General features: G+C 68.5%; 16 protein-coding genes and 1 tRNA gene. 6 read left to right on the top strand and 11 right to left on the bottom strand.

Features of this window, described 5'->3' with window-relative positions; all coding sequences use genetic code 11:
* Window positions 1–3: 3 nt before the first annotated feature.
* The 4 genes from D9R12_RS00280 to D9R12_RS00265 all read right to left on the bottom strand — a co-directional run bounded on the left by D9R12_RS00280 (window position 4) and on the right by D9R12_RS00265 (window position 3,964).
* Window positions 4–477 carry a GFA family protein gene (locus tag D9R12_RS00280; RefSeq protein WP_122226920.1) on the bottom strand — a complete coding sequence of 158 codons (474 nt, stop codon included), beginning with the start codon at window positions 475–477 and terminating at the stop codon, window positions 4–6.
* A gap of 8 nt (window positions 478–485) precedes the next feature.
* On the bottom strand, window positions 486–3,050 hold the full coding sequence (gene rnr / locus D9R12_RS00275) for a ribonuclease R (RefSeq protein WP_122227612.1): 2,565 nt from the start codon (window positions 3,048–3,050) through the stop codon (window positions 486–488).
* Window positions 3,051–3,470: 420 nt separating this feature from the next.
* A complete protein-coding gene (locus D9R12_RS00270) occupies window positions 3,471–3,797 on the bottom strand; it encodes a type II toxin-antitoxin system PemK/MazF family toxin (protein ID WP_122226918.1) in 327 nt (108 codons plus the stop codon).
* Complete coding sequence (locus D9R12_RS00265; RefSeq protein WP_244919614.1) at window positions 3,794–3,964, bottom strand: antitoxin MazE family protein; 171 nt, start codon at window positions 3,962–3,964, stop codon at window positions 3,794–3,796. Before D9R12_RS00265 ends, D9R12_RS00270 begins: the two co-directional genes overlap by 4 nt.
* Window positions 3,965–4,203: 239 nt before the next feature.
* On the opposite strand from D9R12_RS00265, the gene D9R12_RS00260 reads away from it, so the two are divergent.
* The 5 genes from D9R12_RS00260 to D9R12_RS00240 all read left to right on the top strand — a co-directional run bounded on the left by D9R12_RS00260 (window position 4,204) and on the right by D9R12_RS00240 (window position 11,934).
* Window positions 4,204–4,290, top strand: a tRNA-Leu gene (locus D9R12_RS00260).
* A 136-nt stretch (window positions 4,291–4,426) separates the two neighbouring features.
* Window positions 4,427–6,256, top strand: a complete 1,830-nt coding sequence (locus D9R12_RS00255; protein WP_014161036.1) for an SLC13 family permease — start codon at window positions 4,427–4,429, stop codon at window positions 6,254–6,256.
* 200 nt (window positions 6,257–6,456) lie between these two features.
* Window positions 6,457–8,703: a DNA topoisomerase IV subunit A gene (gene parC, locus D9R12_RS00250; RefSeq protein ID WP_122226914.1), complete on the top strand. Its 2,247-nt coding sequence runs from the start codon at window positions 6,457–6,459 to the stop codon at window positions 8,701–8,703.
* Window positions 8,704–8,786: 83 nt separating this feature from the next.
* On the top strand, window positions 8,787–9,443 hold the full coding sequence (locus D9R12_RS00245; RefSeq protein ID WP_122226912.1) for a thiopurine S-methyltransferase: 657 nt from the start codon (window positions 8,787–8,789) through the stop codon (window positions 9,441–9,443).
* A gap of 67 nt (window positions 9,444–9,510) precedes the next feature.
* The gene (locus D9R12_RS00240; RefSeq protein WP_122226910.1) at window positions 9,511–11,934 is read left to right on the top strand and encodes a penicillin acylase family protein; all 2,424 of its coding nucleotides are present in this window, start codon (window positions 9,511–9,513) and stop codon (window positions 11,932–11,934) included.
* Between the two features lie 19 nt (window positions 11,935–11,953).
* Here the strand turns inward: D9R12_RS00240 and D9R12_RS00235 are convergent, their stop codons facing one another.
* Window positions 11,954–12,322 carry a response regulator gene (locus D9R12_RS00235; protein ID WP_014161040.1) on the bottom strand — a complete coding sequence of 123 codons (369 nt, stop codon included), beginning with the start codon at window positions 12,320–12,322 and terminating at the stop codon, window positions 11,954–11,956.
* Between the two features lie 231 nt (window positions 12,323–12,553).
* Here D9R12_RS00235 and D9R12_RS00230 point away from each other — a divergent pair, with 231 nt between their 5' ends.
* Window positions 12,554–13,618, top strand: a complete 1,065-nt coding sequence (locus D9R12_RS00230) for a right-handed parallel beta-helix repeat-containing protein (RefSeq protein ID WP_244671984.1) — start codon at window positions 12,554–12,556, stop codon at window positions 13,616–13,618.
* A 125-nt stretch (window positions 13,619–13,743) separates the two neighbouring features.
* Here the strand turns inward: D9R12_RS00230 and asnB are convergent, their stop codons facing one another.
* The 6 genes from asnB to glnD all read right to left on the bottom strand — a co-directional run bounded on the left by asnB (window position 13,744) and on the right by glnD (window position 21,552).
* Entirely contained in the window at window positions 13,744–15,432 is a 1,689-nt protein-coding gene (gene asnB, locus D9R12_RS00225) for an asparagine synthase B (RefSeq protein WP_014161042.1), read from the bottom strand.
* A 245-nt stretch (window positions 15,433–15,677) separates the two neighbouring features.
* Complete coding sequence (dapE, locus tag D9R12_RS00220; RefSeq protein ID WP_244671983.1) at window positions 15,678–16,865, bottom strand: succinyl-diaminopimelate desuccinylase; 1,188 nt, start codon at window positions 16,863–16,865, stop codon at window positions 15,678–15,680.
* Between the two features lie 16 nt (window positions 16,866–16,881).
* Window positions 16,882–17,475: a DUF4136 domain-containing protein gene (locus D9R12_RS00215; RefSeq protein WP_122226904.1), complete on the bottom strand. Its 594-nt coding sequence runs from the start codon at window positions 17,473–17,475 to the stop codon at window positions 16,882–16,884.
* 91 nt (window positions 17,476–17,566) lie between these two features.
* Window positions 17,567–17,923 (bottom strand): arsenate reductase, encoded by a 357-nt coding sequence (locus D9R12_RS00210; protein WP_122226902.1) that lies wholly within the window; start codon window positions 17,921–17,923, stop codon window positions 17,567–17,569.
* A 166-nt stretch (window positions 17,924–18,089) separates the two neighbouring features.
* Window positions 18,090–19,004: a 2,3,4,5-tetrahydropyridine-2,6-dicarboxylate N-succinyltransferase gene (gene dapD / locus D9R12_RS00205; RefSeq protein WP_122226900.1), complete on the bottom strand. Its 915-nt coding sequence runs from the start codon at window positions 19,002–19,004 to the stop codon at window positions 18,090–18,092.
* Window positions 18,970–21,552 (bottom strand): [protein-PII] uridylyltransferase, encoded by a 2,583-nt coding sequence (gene glnD, locus D9R12_RS00200; protein WP_244671982.1) that lies wholly within the window; start codon window positions 21,550–21,552, stop codon window positions 18,970–18,972. Before glnD ends, dapD begins: the two co-directional genes overlap by 35 nt.
* Window positions 21,553–21,570 lie beyond the last annotated feature (18 nt).

Genomic DNA, 21,570 nt, shown 5'->3' with positions numbered 1-21,570 from the left:
CGGTCAGCCGCGCCCGGGCGGCCAGGTGGGAGTGTCGTGGTCGGGATGCTGGAAGGACACGATGCGCGAGAGGAACGCCTGCGCGGCGATGTCCTCCTCGGTACGGCGCGCCGGCAGGGCGTGCAGGGAATCTGTGAATGGCAGTCGGCCTTCGACGCCGTACTGGATGTGCGGGGGCAACGCCGCCGGATCATCGAACGCACCGGCCGCCAGCGCCACGCCATCGGGCGCCTCGTAGGTCAGCGGCGTGCCGCACTGCGCGCAGAAGCCGCGCGCAACCAGGTTGGAGGACAGGTAGCGCGCCGGAGTGCCGCGCGTCCAGACCAGTGCGGCACCGCGCGTGGAGACCAGCGGCGCGTAGTACGCACCGAAGGCCTTTTGGCACATCCGGCAATGGCAGATGGAGGCATCGTCCAGCGTGCCGGTGACGTGGAAACGCACCGCACCGCACTGGCAGCCGCCGCTGTACTCGACCATGGGCCAGCTCAGTATTTCTGCTTCTTGCGACGAGCGGGCAAGGTCGGCCGAGGCGCGTCGACGCCGGCCTGGTCCCCACCCGGCTCGACCAGGCGGAAGTCGATCTTGCGCTCTTCCATGCTCGCCTTCATGACCTGCACGGTGACCGCATCGCCCAGCCGGAACTCGGTGCCGCGGCGTTCGCCGGACAGGGTCTTGCGGATCGGGTCGAAGTGGTAATAGTCGTGCGGCAACTGGGTCACGTGGACCAGGCCGTTGACCTTGGACTGGTTCAGTTCCACGAACAGCCCGAAGCTGGTCACGCCGCTGATCACGCCATCGAAGATGCCGCCGACATGCTGCTCCATCCATGCGGCGCGGTAGCGCTCGTCGACCTCGCGCTCGGCCTCCTCGGCACGGCGCGAACGCTCGGAACACTGCAGCGACAGCGCGGCCATCTCGTGCAGCGAATACTGGAACTTTTCGGCCCTGGCACCGGTGAGCGCGTGCTTGATCGCACGGTGCACCAGCAGGTCCGGGTAGCGACGGATCGGCGAGGTGAAGTGCGCGTATGCATCCAGCGCCAGGCCGAAGTGACCGGCGTTGTCCGGCGTGTACACCGCCAGGCTCTGGCTGCGCAGCAACACCGATTCCAGCAACGCCGCGTCCGGACGCTGGCGGACCTTCTTCAGCAGCGCGGTGAAGTCGCGCGGCTCGACCTTGCTCCAGGCCGGCATCGACAGCTTGAACTCCTTGAGGAACTCCAGCAGGTCGGCGTACTTGGACTCCGGCGGCCGCTCGTGCACGCGGTATGGCGCGGGAACGCCCTTTTCCAGCAGGTAGCGCGCGGCCTGCACGTTGGCTGCGATCATGCATTCCTCGATCAGCTTGTGCGCATCGTTGCGCACCTGCATGCCGGCCTGGGTGACCTCGCCGCGGTTGTCCAGGACAAAGCGCACCTCGCTGGTCTCGAACTCGATCGCGCCGCGCTTCTCGCGCGCCTTGGACAGCAGACCGTACAACTCGTGCAGGCGCTTGACGTGCGGCAACAGGTCCGGGCCGATCTCGGACTGCGCCTGGGCATCGTCCTCGCCCACCGCCTTCCACACCTGGTCGTAGGTCAGGCGCGCGTGCGAGCGCATCACGGCCTCGTAGAACCTGGCGGCGGTCACTTCCCCGTTCTTGTCCACCTGCATGTCGCAGACAAAGCACATCCGGTCGACCTTGGGGTTCAGCGAGCAGATGCCGTTGGAGATGGTCTCCGGCAGCATCGGCACCACGAACCCTGGGAAGTACACCGAGGTCGCGCGCCTGGAAGCCTCCTGGTCCAGCAGCGTGCCAGGACGCACGTAGTGCGACACATCGGCGATGGCCACCACCAGGCGGTAGCCCGAACGGTTGCTGATGCGCAGGCCCTTGCGGTTGGATTCGCAATAGACCGCGTCGTCGAAGTCCTTGGAATCGGCGCCGTCGATGGTCACCAGTGGCAGCTCGCGCAGGTCGACGCGCCCGGCGATCATCGACGGCGCCACCGCCAATGGCACCGCGCTGGCCTCGGCCAGCACTTCCGGCGGGAATTCGTAGGGCAGCTCGTGGCCGTGGATGGCCGTTTCCACCACCAGCGACGGGGTCAGCTTGTCACCGAGTACCGCCACGATCCGGCCGATCGGATCGCGGCGGCCGTCCGGGGCGTGGGTCAGTTCCAGCACCACCAGCTGGCCGTCGCGCGCCTGGCTGCGGGCATCGGGCGGGATCAGGATGTTGCGCTGGATGCGCTTGTCGTCGGGGATCACGAAGCTCACCCCCGACTCCATCGCAAAGCGCCCGATCAGGCGGTGCACGCGACGCTCCAGCACCTCGACGATGGCGCCCTCGCGGCGGCCACGACGATCCAGGCCGGTGACCGAGGCCAGCACGCGGTCGCCATGCATGACCTTGCGCATCTCCGACGGCGGCAGGAACAGATCGTCGCCACCGGCCTCGGCGCGCAGGAAACCGAAGCCTTCCGGATTGGCGATCACCACGCCGGGCACCAGGTCCATCTGCTCGGCCGGCGCGTAACCGCCGCGGCGGTTGAGCAGCAGCTGGCCGTCGCGGACCATCGCGGTCAGGCGCTTGGTCAAGGCTTCGAAACGCTCCGGGGCGGTCAGGTCGAGCTTGCCGGCCAGTTCCTCGGCGGTCAGCGGACCTTCACTGGCCGCCAGCGTGCCCAGGATCACCTCGCGGCTGGCGATGGGCTGGGCATAGCGCTCGGCCTCGCGCGCGGCATACGGATCGGTGAAGCCGGCCTGGCCCACACCCTGCGCGGGCACCACCACGCGCGGGGCCTGGCGGCCACGGCGTTCAAAGGGACGCGGTGCGTTGCCGTGGTCACCGCCGCCGTGCGGACCCTTGCGTCGGCCACCGGCAGCGTGGGCCTTGCCGCCCTTGCCCGGGCCGGCGGCGGGCGCGGGCATCGATTCAGGCATCCATGGCGGAAGCTTGGACTTGCCGGCGCCTTTGTTTCCCCCTGTGCCCTGGGTCGTCGTCTTTTTCGAGGCCGGGGCCTTGTCCGATGGGGGTCTGCGCCCGCCTGTTCCAGTCTTTTTTGTCATTGCCAAATGGTACACCCCCGCCCTGGTTTCCGCCGTCGTGCGCGCCTCCTGCCAGCGCAGCACACGATGCTGTCCCGACCCAACGACCGAACCGCCGAGCCGTGCGGCGCCTTTTCGCCTTGTCGTTCATCGCAGACACCTCGCTTGCGAAGGAGCGAAGGGATGGACAAGGGAATGGAATCAAGGGTCAACGGGCCCGCCTGAGAAGGGAAAAGGCCCGTTGCCACTGCCTACCGCAGATCGTTCTAGGAGTCTGTCGGGCTTTGGCGGTCGAGGCGAAAATTCGGCTGTGCGAGGACAGATTTTCGGCGATTCGCCGCCCCATAGTGGTTCTATGGGGCAAGAAGCGACGGAAATATGGACCGCACAGCCGGATTTGCAGCCCGGCCGGCCAAAGTCCGACAGGCTCCTAGCCCGCCCTCACTTCGCGATACCGAGGAACAGCGCCAGGCACCGTTCCACCTCGACCAACACGTTCGCATCCAATCGCCCGAAGGTCGGCCCTACCTTCTCGCGCTTGACCGTCATGATCTTGTCGATCATCACCTGCGACGGCTTCTGCAAGCCGTTCTCCATTCCCGGCTTGAGCTTGATCCGCAGCAGTGGCGCAGCCACCAACGTGCTGGTCACCGGCAACACCGTCACGGTCACGCTCTCGCTGAAGTGGTCGGCCTGGATCACCAACGCCGGGCGCGGCTTGCCGAAATCGCCCTGCATGGTGATCGTCACAAAATCGCCGCGCTTCATTCAGTCCAGCCGTCCACGTCGGCCATCGCTTCATCCAGCAACTGCTGCAGGTCGGCATCGGCTTGGTCAGCCTGGGCCACCAACCGCGCTTGGCGATGGCACTCCTGCTCGAAGTCCGGTCGCCGGGTATCGGGCACCCAGATCTGCACCGGGCGCAACCCCGCCACGCGCAGGGCGTCGCGATGCTTCTGGACACGGGAATTTACATGGGCCATCTCATCACTCCACGTTCGTTACATGCAACAAGATAGACCGCCCACGCGTTACATGCAACATTCCCGGAAGCCCTGCGGCAGCAGCCCACATCCCTGTGTACCGGGACGCCGGATGTCCTGCAGCCCCGGCGCGCGTGCGAAAAAACATTTGACACCCTGCGATGACATCCGCAGAATGCGCGCCCTGAGTCGCCCGGGTGGCGGAATTGGTAGACGCACTAGCTTCAGGTGCTAGCGGGGGCAACTCCGTGGAGGTTCGAGTCCTCTCCCGGGCACCATGACCCAGATAAAAAAGCCCCGTCGCAAGCGGGGTTTTTTTATTGCCGATCGTTTGCGCGCGTGCGTGCCAAGACAATGCGTTCGCGCGCTCATGTGCGATAACCACGCGCGCCGTCCCTTCTCGAGTGCCCGCAGTTGCAACCCCAACAGATCCTGTTCCTGGCCATCCTGGCCGTCACCCTGTTCCTGTTCGTCAGCGAGAAGCTGCGCGTGGACCTGGTGGCGATGCTGGCCTTGCTGGCCCTGGCCCTGACCGGCATCCTCGATCCGCGCGAAGCGCTGTCCGGGTTTTCCAGCGAACCGGCGATCATCGTGGCCGCGGTGTTCGTGCTGTCCTCGGGCCTGGCCGCCACCGGCATCACCGACCGGATCGGTCAGGCCATCGGCAGGGCCGCCGGCGGCAGCGAGTGGCGCACCATCGCGGTGGTGATGCCGGCGACCGCGGCGCTGGCCGCGTTCTCGCACCATCTGATGGTCACCGCGATGATGCTGCCGATCCTGATGCGGCTGGCGCGCGAGCAGAAGCTGGCCGCCTCGCGCCTGCTGATGCCGATGTCGCTGGCCGCTTCGTTGGGTACCACGCTCACCCTGATCGGGGCGCCGGCGTTCCTGCTGGCCAACGACCTGCTCAAGCGCACCGGCAGCCAAGGCCTGGGGTTTTTCACCATCACCCCGATCGGCGCGGTGCTGGTGTTGATCGGCACCGCCTACATGCTGCTGGGCCGCTGGCTGGTGCCCAAGCGTTCGGGCGAAGCCGGCAGCGAAAGCTACATGCGCCTGGAGCGCTACTACACCGAGCTGGTGGTGGACGAAGGCTCGCCGTGGATCGGCAAGACCTACGGCCAGTTCCGCGAGCACTTCGACGAGCGCCTGCAGGTGGTGGACTGGCTGCGCTACGGCATGCGCCGGCGCAACCAGCAGGCCGACAGCCCGCTGCGACAGGGTGATGTCCTGCTGGTGCGTGCCTCGCCCGACGAGATCGCCTCGATCAAGGACGAGCCCGGCCTGTCGCTGCACGCAGTGGTCAAGTACGGCGAGCAGCCCAAGGAAGGCGATGGCCGCCAGACCGAACTGCTGGGCGAGGAGCAGCTGGTCCAGGCGGTGGTCGCGCCGAACTCCGAGTTCATCGGCCGCAGCGTGTCCAGCATCGACTTCCTGCACACCCTGGGCGTGGTGGTCGTGGGCCTGTGGCGCAAGGAAGGCTGGCTGCATGGCGAGCTGTCCGAGCTGAAGCTGGAGGAAGGCGACCTGCTGGTGCTGTGGGGCCGCCAGCAGACCTTCGGCAAGCTCGCCCAGCATCACGGCTTCCTGATGCTGATGCCGTTTCAGGCGCAGAAGCGCACCCGCAAGCGCGCCCCGCTGGCCTTGGCGATCATGGTCGCCTCGGTGGTCGCCGCCGCCAGCGGCTGGCTGAGTCCGCAGATCGCCTTCCTGGCCGGCGCGGTGGCGATGGTGATCAGCCGCTGCGTCGGCATCGAGCGCGCCTACCAGGAAATCGATGTGCGCATCTTCGTGATGATCGCCGGGGTGATCCCGTTGGGACTGGCGATGGAGAAGACCGGCACGGCAGCCTGGTTTGCCGACATCCTGAGTGCGCACGCGCAGGGCTGGAGCGCGCTGACCCTGCTGCTGGTGATGTTCGCCAGCGCCGCGCTGCTGACCCAGATCCTGTCAGATGCAGCCACCACCGTGCTGCTGACCCCGATCGCCCTGGCCATGGCTACAACGCTGGGCCAGTCGCCGACCCCATTCGTCATGTGCATCGCGGTGGGTGCGGTGGCCTCGTTCCTGACCCCGATCGGCCACCACGGCAACCTGCTGATCCTCAATCCGGGCCAGTACACCTTCGGCGACTTCCTGCGCGTGGGCGTGCCGCTGACGATGCTGATCGCCCTGGCCACGGCGTGGATGGCGCGCTGGCTGTGGATGGGCGGCCCGCTGCTGCCGTTCGGCGCCGGCGCTTGATGGGCGCGTGGGCAGGGCGGCATCGGCGCCGCGGCCGGCCGGTGGGCGCGGGCTCGAGGAAGGTACGTACCAGGGCGTCTGCCCTGCACGTTCTGCAGCGCCGGCGCGCGGGGCCGATGCGCGGCGCGTTGCACCGGTCGCGGGCGCTGCGACGGGCGCGCGGCTAAACTCCTCAGGTTCACTCCCAGCGCAGTGCCCGCATGACCGACCCGACCGTCCGCCCCACCTTCCACGGCTTCGAACAGATCCCGCTGCGCGAGTACGCCGAGCGTGCCTACCTGGATTATTCGATGTACGTGGTCCTGGACCGCGCCCTGCCCTTCATCGGCGATGGGCTCAAGCCGGTCCAGCGGCGGATCATCTACTCGATGAGCGAACTGGGCCTGGGCGCCGCGTCCAAGCCGAAGAAATCCGCGCGCACCGTCGGCGATGTGATCGGCAAGTTCCACCCGCACGGTGACAGTGCCTGCTACGAGGCGCTGGTGCTGATGGCCCAGCCGTTCTCCTACCGCTATCCGTTGATCGACGGCCAGGGCAACTTCGGTTCGCCGGACGATCCCAAGTCGTTTGCGGCCATGCGCTACACCGAATCCAAGCTCACCCCGATCGCCGAGGTGCTGCTGGGCGAGCTGACCCAGGGCACGGTGGACTGGGTGCCCAACTTCGACGGCACCCTGGAGGAACCGAGCTGGCTGCCGGCACGCCTGCCGCACCTGCTGCTCAACGGCACCACCGGGATCGCGGTGGGCATGGCCACCGACGTGCCGCCGCACAACCTGGGCGAGATCGTCAGCGCGCTGATCCGCCTGATCGACGACCCCGAGGCCAGCGTGGCCGACCTGTGCGAACACGTGCGCGGCCCGGACTACCCGACCGCCGCCGAGATCATCACCTCGCCTGCCGACCTGCAGGCGATGTACCAGACCGGCCACGGCAGCGTGCGCGCACGGGCGACCTTCAGCAGGGAAAACGCCAACATCGTGGTGACCGCGCTGCCCTACCAGGTGTCCCCGTCCAAGGTGATCGAACAGATCGCCACGCAGATGCGCGCCAAGAAGCTGCCCTGGCTGGAGGACATCCGCGACGAATCGGACCACCAGAACCCGGTCCGCGTGGTCATGATCCCGCGCTCGAACCGGGTCGATGCCGAGCAGCTGATGGGGCACCTGTTCGCCACCACCGATCTGGAAAAGAGCTATCGGGTCAACCTCAACATCATCGGCCTGGACGGGCGCCCGCAGGTCAAGAACCTGCGCACCTTCCTGAGCGAATGGCTGGGCTTCCGCTACGACACGGTCACCCGTCGCCTGAAGCATCGCCTGGAAAAGGTCGAGCGCCGCCTGCACCTGCTGGAAGGCCTGCTGACTGCCTTCCTCAACCTGGATGAAGTGATCGGCATCATCCGCAGCCAGGACGAACCCAAGCCGGCCTTGATTGCGCGCTTCGCCCTGAGCGAAGAGCAGGCCGATTACATCCTGGAGACGCGCCTGCGCCAGCTGGCGCGGCTGGAGGAGATGAAGATCCGCGGCGAGCAGGACGCGCTGGCCAGCGAACGCGAGCGTCTGACCGCCACGCTGGGCTCCAACGCCAAGCTCAAAAAGCTGGTCAAGGATGAACTGCTGGCCGATGCGAGCAAGTTCGGCGACGCGCGCCGCTCGCCGCTGGTCTCGCGCCAGGCCGCCCAGGCCCTGGACCAGACCGAGCTGGTCGCCAGCGAACCGATGACCGTGATCATGTCCGAAAAGGGCTGGGTGCGCGCAGCCAAGGGCCATGACATCGACATCGCCAAGCTCGGCTATCGCGATGGCGACAGCCTGCTGGCTGCCGTGCGCACGCGCAGCAACCACCAGGTCGCGTTCCTGGATTCGACCGGGCGCAGCTATTCCACCGCCGTGCACACCCTGCCCTCGGCGCGTGGCAACGGCGAGCCGCTGACCGGGCGGTTCTCGCCGACCGCGGGCGCATCGTTCCAGGCGCTGGCCTCGGGCGAGAACGAGACCCGCCTGGTGCTGGCCTCCAGTCACGGCTACGGCTTTGTCACCCGGTTTGAAAACCTCACCAGCCGCAACAAGGCCGGCAAGGCGATGCTCAACCTGACGCCCAACGCCAGGGTGCTGCAGCCGGCGCTGCTGGCCGACACTGCCAGCGACCGGATCGTGGCCGTGACCAGCGCCGGCAACCTGCTGGCCATCGCCGCCAGCGACCTGCCCGAGCTGGACAAGGGCAAAGGCAACAAGATCATCGACATCCCCAAGGCCAAGCTGTCCACCGAACGGGTGGTCGCCATCGCCGCGATCTCGCCCGGTGGCACCCTGCACGTGCACAGCGGCGCGCGCACGATGACCCTCTCGTTCAAGGACCTGGACCTGTACACCGGCACCCGCGCCACGCGCGGCGCGCTGCTGCCACGTGGCTGGCAGAAAGTGGACGGGCTGGAAGTCCAGTAAGCTCACATCCAGCGCAGCGCGTTGAAGCACTGTGCCTTTTGCCGGCACCGAGCGCGGGGCCGCCTTGATCGGGAGACGCATTGATGCAACCGGAGTTCTGGCACGAACGCTGGCAGTCGCAACGCATCGGCTTCCACCAGAACAAGGTGATGCCGCTGCTGCAGAAGCACTGGCCATCACTGGGATTGCCCACCGGCAGCCAGGTGTTCGTGCCGCTGGCCGGCAAGTCGCTGGACATGGCCTGGCTGGCGGCGCAGGGCCATCGCGTGCTCGGTGTGGAGCTCTCACCGCTGGCCGTGCAGCAGTTCTTCGCCGAACATGATCTGACCCCGCAGATCCGTGGAACCGCTCATGGCGTGCATTACCTGGCCGGTGACATCGAACTGATCTGCGGCGATGCCTTTGATCTGGATGCCCAAGTCCTGGCCGACTGTGTTGGCGTCTACGACCGCGCTGCGTTGATCGCCCTGCCCGAGCCCATGCGCCGCCGTTACCTGGCCGAGCTTTATGCACGGCTGCCGGCGCAGTGCCGGGGCCTGCTGATCACGCTGGAGTACCCGCAGGCGCAAAAGGAAGGGCCGCCGTTCTCGGTCGAGCCGGCCGAGGTGCACGCGCTGTTCGCCCCGCAATGGGGGCTGGAGGAGCTCGAGCATCGGGACATCCTGCCGTATGAGCCGGGGTTCGTGGCCGAGGGCGTGACAGCATTGCAGACCAGGGTGTATCGGTTGGCGCACCGATGATGGCCGCCCTGGCTTCCGGGTTGAAGCCGTGCACGCTGTCCCGTCGCTTCGCGGAGCGAGCTCCCGCATGACCCGCTGGATCCGACGTTCGCTCTTGCTGCTGCTGACGCTGGGCATCATCGCTGCCGGCCTGGGCTGGTGGCTGCTGCGCGGCAGCCTGCCGACGCTGGAAGGCCAGGTCCGCCTGCCCGGCCTGTCCGCACCGGTCGGCATGGCCCGCGATGACCGCGGCGTGGTCACCATCGATGCGGCCAATCCCACCGACGCGGCGCGCGCCCTGGGGTTCGTGCATGCGCAGGAACGGTATTTCGAGATGGACCTGATGCGGCGCAGTTCGGCCGGCGAGCTGGCGGCGCTGTTCGGCGCGCGGGCGCTGCCGCTGGACCGCCAGCGTCGCCTGCATCGCATGCGCGCACGCGCCGAAGCCGGCCTGGCCGATTTCGCCGGGACCCATCGCGCCGAGCTGCAGGCCTACACCGCCGGCGTCAATGCCGGCCTGGACGCGCTCCCGGTGCGGCCCTGGCCGTACCTGCTGCTGCGCCAGAAACCGCAGCCGTGGACCGTGGCCGACGTGGTCCTGGCCGGCGATGCGATGTACTTCGACCTGCAGGACGCCGACGACGCGCGCGGGCTGGCACTGTGGCAGCTGGGGCAGCACCTGCCGCCGGCGCTGTTCGCCCTGCTCACGGCCGATGGCACCGACTGGGACGCGCCGCTGCTGGGGGCCGCGCGGCCGGCCCCGACCTTGCCCGATGCGGCCACGGTCGACCTGCGCCGCCTGCCGGCGCCCGGCCAGGGCACGCCCGCCCGGGACGAAGCCAAGGCGCTGGGCAGCAACAACTTCGCCGTGGCCGGCCGCCTGACCGGTGACGGTCGGGCGATCGTGGCCGACGACATGCACCTGGCCCTGCGCGTGCCCAACCTGTGGTTCCGGGTGCGCCTGCGCTATGCCGATCCACGGGCGGCCGGCGGCAAGGTCGATGTGACCGGCTTCAGCCTGCCCGGCCTGCCGGCGGTGATCGTCGGCAGCAACACCCATGTCGCCTGGGGATTCACCAACAGCTATGCCGACACCGCCGACCTGTTCCGGGTCACGCCCTGTGCCGCCGGGCCCGCGCCAGGCTGCGCGGCGCTGACCGTGCAGCACGAGCGCATCGCGGTGGCGGGCGCAGCCGATGACCTGCTGGAGGTGCGCCAAACCCAGGCCGGCCCCCTGGTGCGCGACCTGCCCGGCGGCCAGGCGCTGGCGCTGCGCTGGGTCGGCCACCTGCCCGGCGCGCTCAACCTGGGCCTGTCTGACTTCGCCCGCGCAGGCGATCTGGATGCCGCGCTGGGCATGGCCGAAACCATCGCGCTGCCGGCGCAGAACCTGGTCATCGCCGATGCCGGCGGCCGCATCGCCTGGCGCGTGCTGGGCCCGCTGCCACGGCGCACGCCCGGCTGCGGCGCCGAACATCACGTCCTGCCCGGCGCCTCGGGCGCCCGCCCTGCCGCCACCGCCTGCGTGCCGTGGTCCATCTCCACCACCGAAGTTGCCGCGCTGGCCGATCCGGCCGATGGCCGGCTGTGGAGCGCCAACAACCGCCTCGCCGATGGCCCGCTGCTGGCCACGCTGGGCGATGGTGGCTATCAGCTGGGCGCGCGGGCACAACAGATCCGTGACGCCCTGCGCCGCCGCGACCGCTTCGACGAATCGGCCCTGCTGGCGGTGCAGCTGGACGCGCGCGCGGTGTTCCTGCAGCGCTGGTGGGCGTTGCTGCAGGACCAGGCCAGGCAGGCGCCGGCCGGCTCGGCGCTGCGCGCGCTGGCAAGCGCGGCGCATCAGTGGGACGGCTCGGCCAGCGTGGACTCGGTGAGCTTCCGGCTGGTGCGTGCGTGGCGCCTGGCGGTGCTGAGGCGGGTCGAAGACGGCCTGACCGCACCGGCGCGCGCCGCGCTGGGCAGCGACTTGCGCATGCCGGCGCTGCCGCAGTTCGAAGGCACGCTGTGGGCCCTGCTGCAGCAGCGACCGGTGCACCTGCTGCCGCGCGCGCACAGCTGCGCGGCGCTGCATCCAGCGCCGGCCAACTGCGACGATGCACAGGGCTGGCAGCGCCTGCTCGAAGCGGCCGCCGCCGCAGTCCGCGATGACCTCTCCGCCGATGCACCGCTGGAGCGCCGCACCTGGGGTGAACACAACACCGCGAAGATCTGCCATCCGCTGGCCGCCGCGCTGCCCGGGCCCGCCGGGCGCCTGCTGTGCATGCCGGCCGATCCATTGCCCGGTGCCGCCGACATGCCACGCGTGCAGGCGCCGGACTTCGGCGCGTCCGAACGCATGGTGGTCTCGCCCGGCCACGAAGCCGATGGCTTCATCCACATGCCTGGTGGCCAGAGTGGCCATCCGCTTTCGCCGTACTGGGGCGCGGGCCATGCGGACTGGGTGCACGGCCGGCCCACGCCGTTCCTGCCCGGACCGGCCCGGCACACGCTGACCCTGCAGCCGCGCTGAGCTGGGCTGGCGGCGCGCTTCAGAGCAGGCTGGCTTCCTCGGTCAGGGCCGACATCAGCCCGCCGAACTGGTAGGGCTTGGGCAGGAAGCGCACGCCGCGCGGCAGTTCCGGCAGTTGCGTGCGCGGATAGCCGGAGGTCAGGACCACGGCGATCTGCGGGTATTCGCGCGTGACCATGTCCACCAGCTGCACCCCGGACAGGCCGCGCGGCATCAGCACGTCGCTCATCAGCACGTCGAAACCCTGGTCGCGGATCAGGATATCCAGCGCCGCGGTCGCATCCAGGGCGGTGACGACCTCCACGTCATACATCGACAGCCCTTCCTGCAGCACGCGCAGCAGTTCAGGGTTGTCATCGACCATCAGCACGCGCAGGCGCTTGGACATGCGATTCCTCACCAGATGATGCGGACCCCGGCCGGGACCGGCCCGGACTATGGCGCGGCCTGCGACAAGACCGCGTGTTTTTTTTGCGCCGCCGCGCTGCGCCCGAGCCCGATCGTGGCGCCAGGGTGGGCACTGCACGCCGCCCTTACGCCGGTCCGGGACAATGCTGCGGCGCCGCAGCAGGTTCATGCGGCGCCATTCCCCGTTTTTTCACAGGTTCACAGGTTCCGGATGAGTCATCGACGCTGGTCTTCCCCCCTCGCCCTGATGGCGCCGCTGCTGCTGGCCCTGCCCTTCTTCAGCCCGAGCGCGCGCGCGGCCCTGGCCGACGACCAGCCTGCGGCCTGCACCGCCAGGGCCGGCCCCAAGGACAACCTGCAGGGCGTCATCAATGCCCTGCCCGCCGACGGTTCGCACGCGGTGCTGTGCCTGGCCGCCGGCGATTACCAGCTGCAGGGCCTGCTGTGGATCCTGCGTGACAACACCACCGTGCGCGGGGTCGGCCCCAGGACCGCGCTGCACATGCGCGATGGTGTGCAGCAGCCGCTGCTGGTGGTGGGTGATTACCTCAACCAGGTGCCGGACCGCACCATCACCAACGTCACCATCTCCGACCTGTCCCTGGTCGGTGGCCAGGCCGACAATGAGTTCATGCCCGAACGTCCGTACCTGAGCAACAGCGGCGTGGTCGTGCGCAAGGGCTATCGGGTGCGCCTGACCCGGCTCAAGGCCAGCGGCTGCCGCAGCGCCTGCCTGCTGACCGAACAGCACAGCGATGCGATCACCATCGACCACAACGACGTCTTCGGCGCGGTCTGGGACGGGGTGTCCTTCAACAGCACCTCCAACGTGGTGATGTTCGACAACCACGTGCACGACAACGTCGCCGCCGGAATCACCGCCGAGCACCTCACCGACAGCCAGATCCGCAACAACGTGCTGGCCAATAACGGCAGCCAGGGCGTCTACCTGTCCGATTCGGCGCGCAACCTGTTCATCGGCAACACCTTCACCGGCAACCGCGGCGCCGGGGTGTTCCTGACCTGCGCGATCCGTTTCCGCAACGCCGACGGCAGTACCCAGTGCTGGGACAACAGCATGAGCCAGGACAACGTGTTCGAGAACAACCACTTCGACAAGGACCCGTTCACCTACACCATCGGCGTGGACAAGGCGGCCAACTGCAAGAGCGCCGGCTTCAGGCCCAACGTGTGGAAGGCCAGCAACCGGGCCAGCGCTTCGGGCGTGGACATCGAACCGCAGCGCTACGGCTATTGCGTGCGCCATGAACCGTAGGGCGGGTCTCGACCCGCCATCGCGATGCCGGTAGGGCGGGTCTTGACCCGCCATCGCGACCCCGGTAGGGCGGGTCTTGACCCGCCATCGCAATGCCCACAACGGCCGGCGGGTCGAGACCCGCCCTACAGCGCCTGCGCGTGCACCCCGGCAATGGCACGGCCGGACGGATCTGCCGCGGCGGCGAAGCTCGCGTCCCAGGCGATCGCCGCCGGCGAGGAGCAGGCGATCGACTTGCCGCCCGGCACCGTCTCGGCCGCGGCCGGCGTCGGGAACGCCTGCTCGAACAGCGCGCGATAGAAGTACGCCTCCTTGGTCAGCGGCGGGTTGAACGGGAAGCGCTTGTCGGCTGCGGCCAGCTCGCGGTCGCTGACCTGGGCCTCGGCGTGGGCCTTGAGCCCGTCGATCCAGCCGTAGCCGACGCCGTCGCTGAACTGCTCCTTCTGCCGCCACAGGATCGAATCGGGCAGGTAACCTTCGAAGGCCTCGCGCAGCACCGCTTTCTCGATCCGCTTCTTGCCATCGGCACCGACCGTGATCATCTTGTGCGAAGCATCCATGCGCATGGCCACATCCAGGAACTCGCGGTCCAGGAACGGCACGCGCGGCTCCACGCCCCAGGCCATCATCGACTTGTTGGCGCGCAGGCAGTCGTAGTTGTGCAGCGCGTCCAGCTTGCGGATCAGCTCCTCGTGGAATTCGCGCGCGTTCGGCGCCTTGTGGAAGTACAGGTAGCCGCCGAAGATCTCGTCGGAGCCTTCGCCGCTGAGCACCATCTTCACGCCCATCGCCTTGATCCGGCGCGCCAGCAGGAACATCGGGGTGGAGGCGCGGATGGTGGTCACATCGTAGGTCTCGATGTGCCTGATGACCTCCGGCAGCGCATCCAGGCCTTCCTCGAAGGTGTATTCGAAGCCGTGGTGCACCGTGCCCAACGCGTCGGCAGCGATCCTGGCCGCGGCCAGGTCGGGCGAGCCCTTCAAGCCGATGGCGAATGAATGCAGGCGCGGCCACCAGGCCTCGGTCCTGTCGCCGTCCTCGACGCGATGGCGCGCATAGCGCGCGGCCACCGCGGCCACCAGCGACGAATCCAGGCCGCCGGACAACAGCACCCCGTAGGGCACATCGGTCATCAACTGGCGATGCACGGCGGCCTCGAAGGCCTCGCGCAACTCGGTCGGGCTCACCTGGACCCCCTTGACCGCCTCGTAGTCACGCCATGGGCGCCTGTAGTACTGGGTCAACTTGCCGGTGGCGGTGTCGTACCAGTGGCCGGGCGGGAACTGGGCCACATCGGCGCAATGCTCGCACAGCGACTTCATTTCCGAGGCCACGCGCAGGCGGCCTTCGCGGTCGTGGCCCCAGTACAGCGGGCACACCCCGATGGGGTCGCGGGCGATGAGGGCGCGGCCGGTCTGCCTGTCCCACAGCGCGAAGGCGAAGATGCCGTTGAGGCGGTTGAGGAACGATTCCGGCGCATCCTCGCGATACAGGGCGTTGATCACCTCGCAGTCCGAGCCGGTCTGGAACGCGTAGGGCTGGGTCAGCTCGGCCTTCAATTCGGCGTGGTTGTAGATCTCGCCGTTGACCGCCAGCGCCAGCGCGCCGTCCTGGCTCAGCAGCGGCTGCGAACCGCCGGCCGGATCGACGATGGCCAGGCGCTCGTGCACCAGGATCGCGCCCTCGTCCACGTACACCCCGCTCCAGTCCGGGCCGCGATGGCGCTGGCGCTGCGAGCACTCCAGCGCCTGACGGCGCAGCGCGCCAAGATCATCGCCGGATTGCAGGCCGAAGATGCCGAAGATCGAACACATGGGAAAACTCCTGGGGAAACATGACGTGGGAAAGGGTTCAGGGCGGTCCAAAAAGAAAAAACCCGCATCTTGCGATGCGGGTTTTCTGGTTTCCTGGCTGTTCCGTTCTGTGCCTAGTCGCAGACCCGCATCGGCCGCGCGCGATTGTTCGCACGCAGGGCATTGCGGTTGGTGTTGTTCACGACGGTGGCGCGGCTGGACGGCATGGGCGCAACTTAACCCGGGCGTTTGCTGCAACGCAACTGTTACGCCAGCAACCGTTCGATCAACGTGCGATACAGGTCCGGCAGCCGCTCCAGGTCGGCCACGCGCACGTGCTCGTCGATCTGGTGGATGCTGGCGTTGACCGGCCCGACCTCGATGCACTGCGCGCCCAGTGGCGCGACGAAGCGCGCGTCCGAGGTGCCGCCGCCGGTGCTTTCCTGCGGCGGCGCTCCGGCAAACTCGCCCAGCACCTGACGGGCCACGCAGCGCAGCGTGCCTTCGGGCGTGTAGAACGGCTCGCCGCTGCGATGCCATTGCAGCGTGTATTCCAGGCCGTGGCGCTCCAGCAGTGCGGCGACTTCGGCCTCCAGCTTCGGCGCATCCCAGTGCGGGTTGTAGCGCAGGTTGAACAGCACCTGCAGCTGGCCCGGGATCACGTTGCTGGCGCCGGTGCCGGCATGGATGTTGGACACCTGCAGGCTGGTCGGCGGGAAGCTTTCATAGCCGTCGTCCCACTGGCGCGAGGTCAGCTCGGCCAGGGCGGGGGCGGCCTGGTGGATCGGATTGCGGGCCTTGTGCGGATAGGCCACGTGGCCCTGCACGCCTTTGACCGTCAAGGTGCCGGTCAGGCTGCCGCGACGGCCCACACGCAGCAGATCGCCCAGGGTCTGGGTTGAGGACGGCTCGCCGGTGATGCACCAGTCGATGCCCTGACCGCGCTCGGCCAACACCCTGGCGACCCGGCGCACGCCATCGATGGCATCGCCTTCCTCGTCGCTGGTGAGCAGCACCGCCAGCGTGCCGGCATGGTCCGGATGGGCGGCCACGTATTGCTCGGCGGCGACCACGAACGCAGCCACGCTGCCCTTCATGTCGGCGCTGCCGCGGCCGTAGAGGTTGCCCTCGCGCACCTGCGGCTTGAACGGGTCACTGGCCCAGGCTTCGACCGGCCCGGTCGGCACCACGTCGGTATGGCCCAGCAGCACCAGCACCGGTGCGCCGCTGCCGTGCGTGGCCCACAGGTTGTCGACCCGGCCAAAGCGCAGCTGCTCGCAGGTGAAACCGGCCGCCTGCAGGCGCGAGCCGATCAGCGCCTGACAGCCGGCGTCCTCGGGCGTGACCGAAGGCCGGGCGATCAGTTCGCAGGCCAGCGCCAGGACCGGCTCGGTGTGCGCAGTATCGGTAGGCGCGCGCGCGCCGCCATCGTGGGAGCCGCTGGCGGCCTTCATCGGCACACCCCGGCGGTCATGGCGATGGCGTGCCCTGGCCGGCGCGATACGGAAACTGGGCGAAGATCCCCGCCATCGCCGAATCGATCTTGGCCGCACGTTCGGCCGGGGTCAGCTTGTGCACGGTGCCCACCGCCACGCCTTCCCATACCAGCCGCCGCTGCGCCACATCGACCAGGTCCACGTTGAGCGTGCCCTCGGTGTAGGTGCGCACCGTGGTGTGTTCATGCCAGTAGGGCGAGACGAAATAGCCGCCGGCGCGATAGCTGTAATAGGCGTCGTAGCCCACGTCCGGGATCGAGGAGACCTGTATCTTCTCCTGCAGGTAGGCGCCCAGGTTGACCCACAGGTCCGGCGCGACCGGATCGTAGCGATAGCCGCGCGCTTCCATCTCCCGACGCGCTGCTGCCTTGATCGCCTCGCTGGTGGCGGTGGCGTAACCCTTGCTCTCGATCGCCAGCGGCGCATAGAAGGCGAAGCTGCGATAGCGCGAGAAGTCGGCCTGGGGATCGGCCACGCTGCTGATCTTGGGGCCGGTGGCGCAGGCGGCCAGCAGCAGCAGACAACTGACAAAAAGACAACGGATGACCCGGTCTTGCACTGCGTTCATGGCATGGACTCCGTGGGAGGAAAGCGTGCACGCATCACCGCACGCGCAGCATCCTCGCATGATCCCCCTGCTGCGCGCACCGCCGTGTCACTCACCCGATGCCAAACAACCGCTTGAAGCCGTTGTCGGAGAAGCCCTGGCTGAAACGACCGTCCTGCGTGATCACCACCGGCCTGCGGATCAGCTGCGGATGCTCGCGCAGCAACAGCTTCCATTCAGCCTCGCTGCCGGGGGTCTTGCGGTTTTCTGGCAGCTGGCGCCAGGTGGTGGAGGACTTGTTGACCAGCGCCTGGAACCCACCGGCCCTGCCCGCCCAGTCCACCAGCATCTCTGGCGTGGGTTTGTGATCGCGATAGTCGATGAAGGTGTAGGCCAGGCCGAACCGGTCCAGCCACTTGCAGGCCTTCTTGCAGGTGTCGCAGTTGTTGAGTCCGTAAAGCGTGGTCATGGGGCGAGAGACGAGGGGAGCGGTGTGAGAAACGAGGGAAGGCGGGAGCCGCGGAGAACGAATCCATGAAGCTCCAGAAACGAACACGACAGCGGGCAAAGGCCGAACGGAGCCGCGGTTGCGCGCGATTGCTTGTTCCTCACTGCTCTGCCCTCGTTCCTGTGTTTCAGTCCGCCAGCCCGCGCAGCAGGTCGTTCACCGAGGTCTTGCTGCGGGTCTTCTCGTCGACCTGCTTGACGATGACCGCCGCGTACAGCGAATGCGAGCCGTCGCTTGCCGGCAGCGAACCTGCCACCACCACGCTGCCCGGCGGCACGTAGCCGTAGGAAATCTCGCCGCTGGCGCGGTTGTAGATGCGGGTGGACTGGCCCAGGAACACGCCCATGCCGATCACGCTGTGGTGGCCAACGACCACGCCTTCGACCACTTCCGAACGCGCGCCGATGAAGCAGTGGTCCTCGATGATGGTCGGCGCGGCCTGCAGCGGCTCCAGCACCCCGCCGATGCCGGCGCCGCCGGACAGGTGGCAGTGCCTGCCGATCTGCGCGCAGGAGCCGACCGTGGCCCAGGTATCGACCATCGTGCCCTCGCCCACGTAGGCGCCGATGTTGGTGAAGCTGGGCATCAGCACCACGTCCTTGCCGAAATAGGTGCCGCGACGGGCCACCGCGCCCGGGACCACGCGCACGCCTGCGGCGCGGAACCTGGCCGCATCGTAGCCGGCAAAGCGCGCCTCGACCTTGTCCCAGAACGGTGCCGGCTGCGCCGGGATCACGGCCATGTCGTTGACGCGGAAATACAGCAGCACCGCCTTCTTCAGCCACTGGTTGACCTGCCAGCCGCCCTCGGCCGTGGGTTCGGCCACGCGCAGGGCGCCGGTTTCCAGCCCGTCGATGGCCGCGTACACGGCCGGGCGCACCTGGTCGTTGATCTGCTCGGCGGTGAGCTCGGCGCGGCGATCGAACGCGCTTTCCAGGGTGGACTTGAGGGACTCGATGGCAACTGCGGACATGGCGCGAAGCGTTCCTGGAAGTGGGGGGAAGGAATCAGGCGGCCGTTTCGAGCTGCGCGCGCAGCGCATCGCGCAGGGCCTCGCGCGCCTGGCCGCTCAGCGGCCTGTCGGCCTCGTCGCTGAGATGGAACACATCCTCGGCACGCTCGCCGAAGGTGGCGATGCGCGCCTCGTGCACGCGCAGGCGCTGGCCGCGCAGCACCTGGGCCACCTGTGCCAGCAGGCCCGGGCGATCGGGTGCGACCAGCTCCAGCACCGTATGGCGGCCATCGAGCGTGGTGCCGAATTCAAAGCGCGGCGGAAAACGGAAATGCCGCAGCTGGCGCGGCACCGTGCGCTGGGAAACGCGCACCTGGTCCAGCGGGCCGGCCAGCGCGCGGCGCAGGGTTTCGGCCACGGTGGCGGTGTCGGCGCTGGCGTAGGTATCGGCGGGCAGGATCTCGAAGGTATCGAACACCGTGCCATGCGGCCCCATCAGCACGCGCGCCTGGTGGATGCCGAACCCCAGCCGGTCCAGCGTGGCCAGGATCGCGGCGAACAGGCCGTCGCGGTCCGGCGAATGGACGAACACTTCCATCGCCCGCGCCTCCCCGTCGATGTGGCGCACCTTGACCAGGGTCTGCCCGTGCCGCACATCCACCAGCGCGGCGGCCTGCCAGGCCAGCTGCTCGGGACGGAAACGCATGAAGCCCTCGTCCGGCATTTCGGCGAACTGGCGCGCGATGGTGTCCACGTCGAAACCCTGCTGCAGCATCAGCGCGCAGGTCGCCTCGCGGCCCTCGGCCACGCGCTGCTCCACCGCCATCGGCTGCTCCAGACCCTCGCGCAGCACCCGGCGCGTGGCAAAGTACAGGTCGGCCAGCAGCCGGTCCTTCCATGCGTTCCACAACTTGGGGCTGGTGCCGGCGATGTCGGCACAGGTCAGCAGGTACAGGTAATCCAGGTGTTCGCGGTCACCGATCACGGTGGCGAAGCGATGGATCACCTCCGGATCGGCGATGTCCTGCTTCTGCGCGGTGACCGACATGCGCAGGTGCTGCTCGACCAGCCAGGTCACCAGACTGGTGTCCGAAGCCTTGAGCCCGTGCGCTTCACAGAACGCGCGCGCATCGCTCGCGCCCAGTTCGGAATGGTCACCGCCACGGCCCTTGGCGATGTCATGGAACAGCCCGGCCAGCAGCAGCAGCTCCGGCTTGCGCAGGCGCGGCCAGACTTCGTGGGCGATGGAAAACCGCTCGTCGGCGCGGCCGCTGGAAAACACCGCCAGGTTGCGCAGCACCATCAAGGTGTGCTGGTCGACCGTGTACACGTGGAACAGGTCGAACTGCATGCGCCCGGACACCAGCGCGAACGCCGGCAGCCACTGCCCCAGCACGCCCAGCCGCGCCATCCGCGTCAGCGTGTCCACCGCGCGCGGTGCGCGCATCAAGGCCATGAACTGCGCGCGCTGTTGGGCACTGGCATCGGTGTAGGGCTTCAGGCGGGGCAGTGCCTCGGCCAATGCCCGCGCGGTCTGCGAATGCAGCCCGCTGATCTTCGGCTGCCCGGCCCAGGTGGCGAACAGCGCGAAGACATCGCCGATGTCGCGCGGCCACTGCGGGCTGCTGGCGGCCAGGTAGTTGCGGCGCAGCTCGAAGGCCTGGTCCAGCGCGCGCGGCACCGGCTCGCCTTCGAACTGTTCCTCGAAGCGCTGCAGGAGCCGGTCACTGATCTGGCGCACGACCGCCGCGCTGCGGTAGAACCCCTGCATCATCTGCTCGACCGCCAGGCTGCCCGGCGCATCGACATAGCCCAGGCGCGCGGCCAGGGTCTTCTGATAATCGAAACGCAGGCGCTCTTCCGGCCGGCCCGCCATCAGGTGCAGGCCGTAGCGCAGCCGTCCCAGCGCGCGGCGCTCGCGCGCCAGGGCGATGGCCTCGTCCGGGCCCAGCTGGCCGATGCCGACCAGCGGCTCCAGGTCGCGCACACCAAATGTGCGCAGCGCCATCCAGCCCAGGGTATGCAGGTCGCGCAGCCCGCCGGGACCATCCTTGATGTCCGGCTCCAGGTTGTCGGAGGTATCGCCGAAGCGCGCGTGGCGCAGCGCCATCTCCTCGCGCTTGATCGCGAAAAACTCGCGCGGCGGCCACACCTTGTCCGGCGAGACCGCAGCGGCCAGCGCCTTGCGGGCCACCTCGCTGGCCATCAGCGGGCGCGCTTCGATCAACGCGGTGAGCACGGTCTGGTCGGCGGCCGCCTCGGTGCACTCCTGCGGCGAGCGCACCGCATGGCTGAGCTTGAGGCCGACATCCCAGACCAGCGCCAGACAGCGCGCCAGGGCTTCGTGCCCGCGCTGCTGCGCCTGCGGATCGCCCAGCACCAGCACGTCCACGTCCGAATGCGGAAACAGCTCGCCGCGCCCGTACCCGCCCACCGCAAACAGCGACAGGCCCACGTCCTGGGCCATGCAGCGCCGCCAAGCCTCGCGCAGCAGCTGGTCGACCGCGCGCGCGCGCAGCGCCAGCACATGGTCGATGCGTTCGACATCATCAAACCGGCGCGAGAGTTTCTCGTCGGTGGCGGCCAGGGCCGCACGCGCCTGCTGCGACCAGGCGCTGTCGCAGGCCAAGGCGCTCAAGAGCGGGCGCGGCAAGGC

This window comes from Pseudoxanthomonas spadix, assembly GCF_003703395.1.
GTDB lineage: Bacteria > Pseudomonadota > Gammaproteobacteria > Xanthomonadales > Xanthomonadaceae > Pseudoxanthomonas_A > Pseudoxanthomonas_A spadix.
This window is presented reverse-complemented; position numbering and strand designations above follow the sequence as displayed.

Bases quoted from the DNA above. Each gene is read 5' to 3' on its own strand.
- dapD (WP_122226900.1), bottom strand. From the start codon at position 19,004: ATGCGCTGCGCGCGCAGCTCGAAACGGCCGCCTGATTCCTTCCCCCCA.
- dapE (WP_244671983.1), bottom strand. From the start codon at position 16,865: ATGAAGGCCGCCAGCGGCTCCCACGATGGCGGCGCGCGCGCGCCTACC.
- D9R12_RS00210 (WP_122226902.1), bottom strand. From the start codon at position 17,923: ATGACCACGCTTTACGGACTCAACAACTGCGACACCTGCAAGAAGGCC.
- D9R12_RS00280 (WP_122226920.1), bottom strand. From the start codon at position 477: ATGGTCGAGTACAGCGGCGGCTGCCAGTGCGGTGCGGTGCGTTTCCAC.
- D9R12_RS00215 (WP_122226904.1), bottom strand. From the start codon at position 17,475: ATGAACGCAGTGCAAGACCGGGTCATCCGTTGTCTTTTTGTCAGTTGT.
- parC (WP_122226914.1), top strand. From the start codon at position 6,457: ATGACCGACCCGACCGTCCGCCCCACCTTCCACGGCTTCGAACAGATC.
- D9R12_RS00270 (WP_122226918.1), bottom strand. From the start codon at position 3,797: ATGAAGCGCGGCGATTTTGTGACGATCACCATGCAGGGCGATTTCGGC.
- D9R12_RS00235 (WP_014161040.1), bottom strand. From the start codon at position 12,322: ATGTCCAAGCGCCTGCGCGTGCTGATGGTCGATGACAACCCTGAACTG.
- D9R12_RS00230 (WP_244671984.1), top strand. From the start codon at position 12,554: ATGAGTCATCGACGCTGGTCTTCCCCCCTCGCCCTGATGGCGCCGCTG.
- rnr (WP_122227612.1), bottom strand. From the start codon at position 3,050: ATGACAAAAAAGACTGGAACAGGCGGGCGCAGACCCCCATCGGACAAG.
- D9R12_RS00245 (WP_122226912.1), top strand. From the start codon at position 8,787: ATGCAACCGGAGTTCTGGCACGAACGCTGGCAGTCGCAACGCATCGGC.
- asnB (WP_014161042.1), bottom strand. From the start codon at position 15,432: ATGTGTTCGATCTTCGGCATCTTCGGCCTGCAATCCGGCGATGATCTT.
- D9R12_RS00240 (WP_122226910.1), top strand. From the start codon at position 9,511: ATGACCCGCTGGATCCGACGTTCGCTCTTGCTGCTGCTGACGCTGGGC.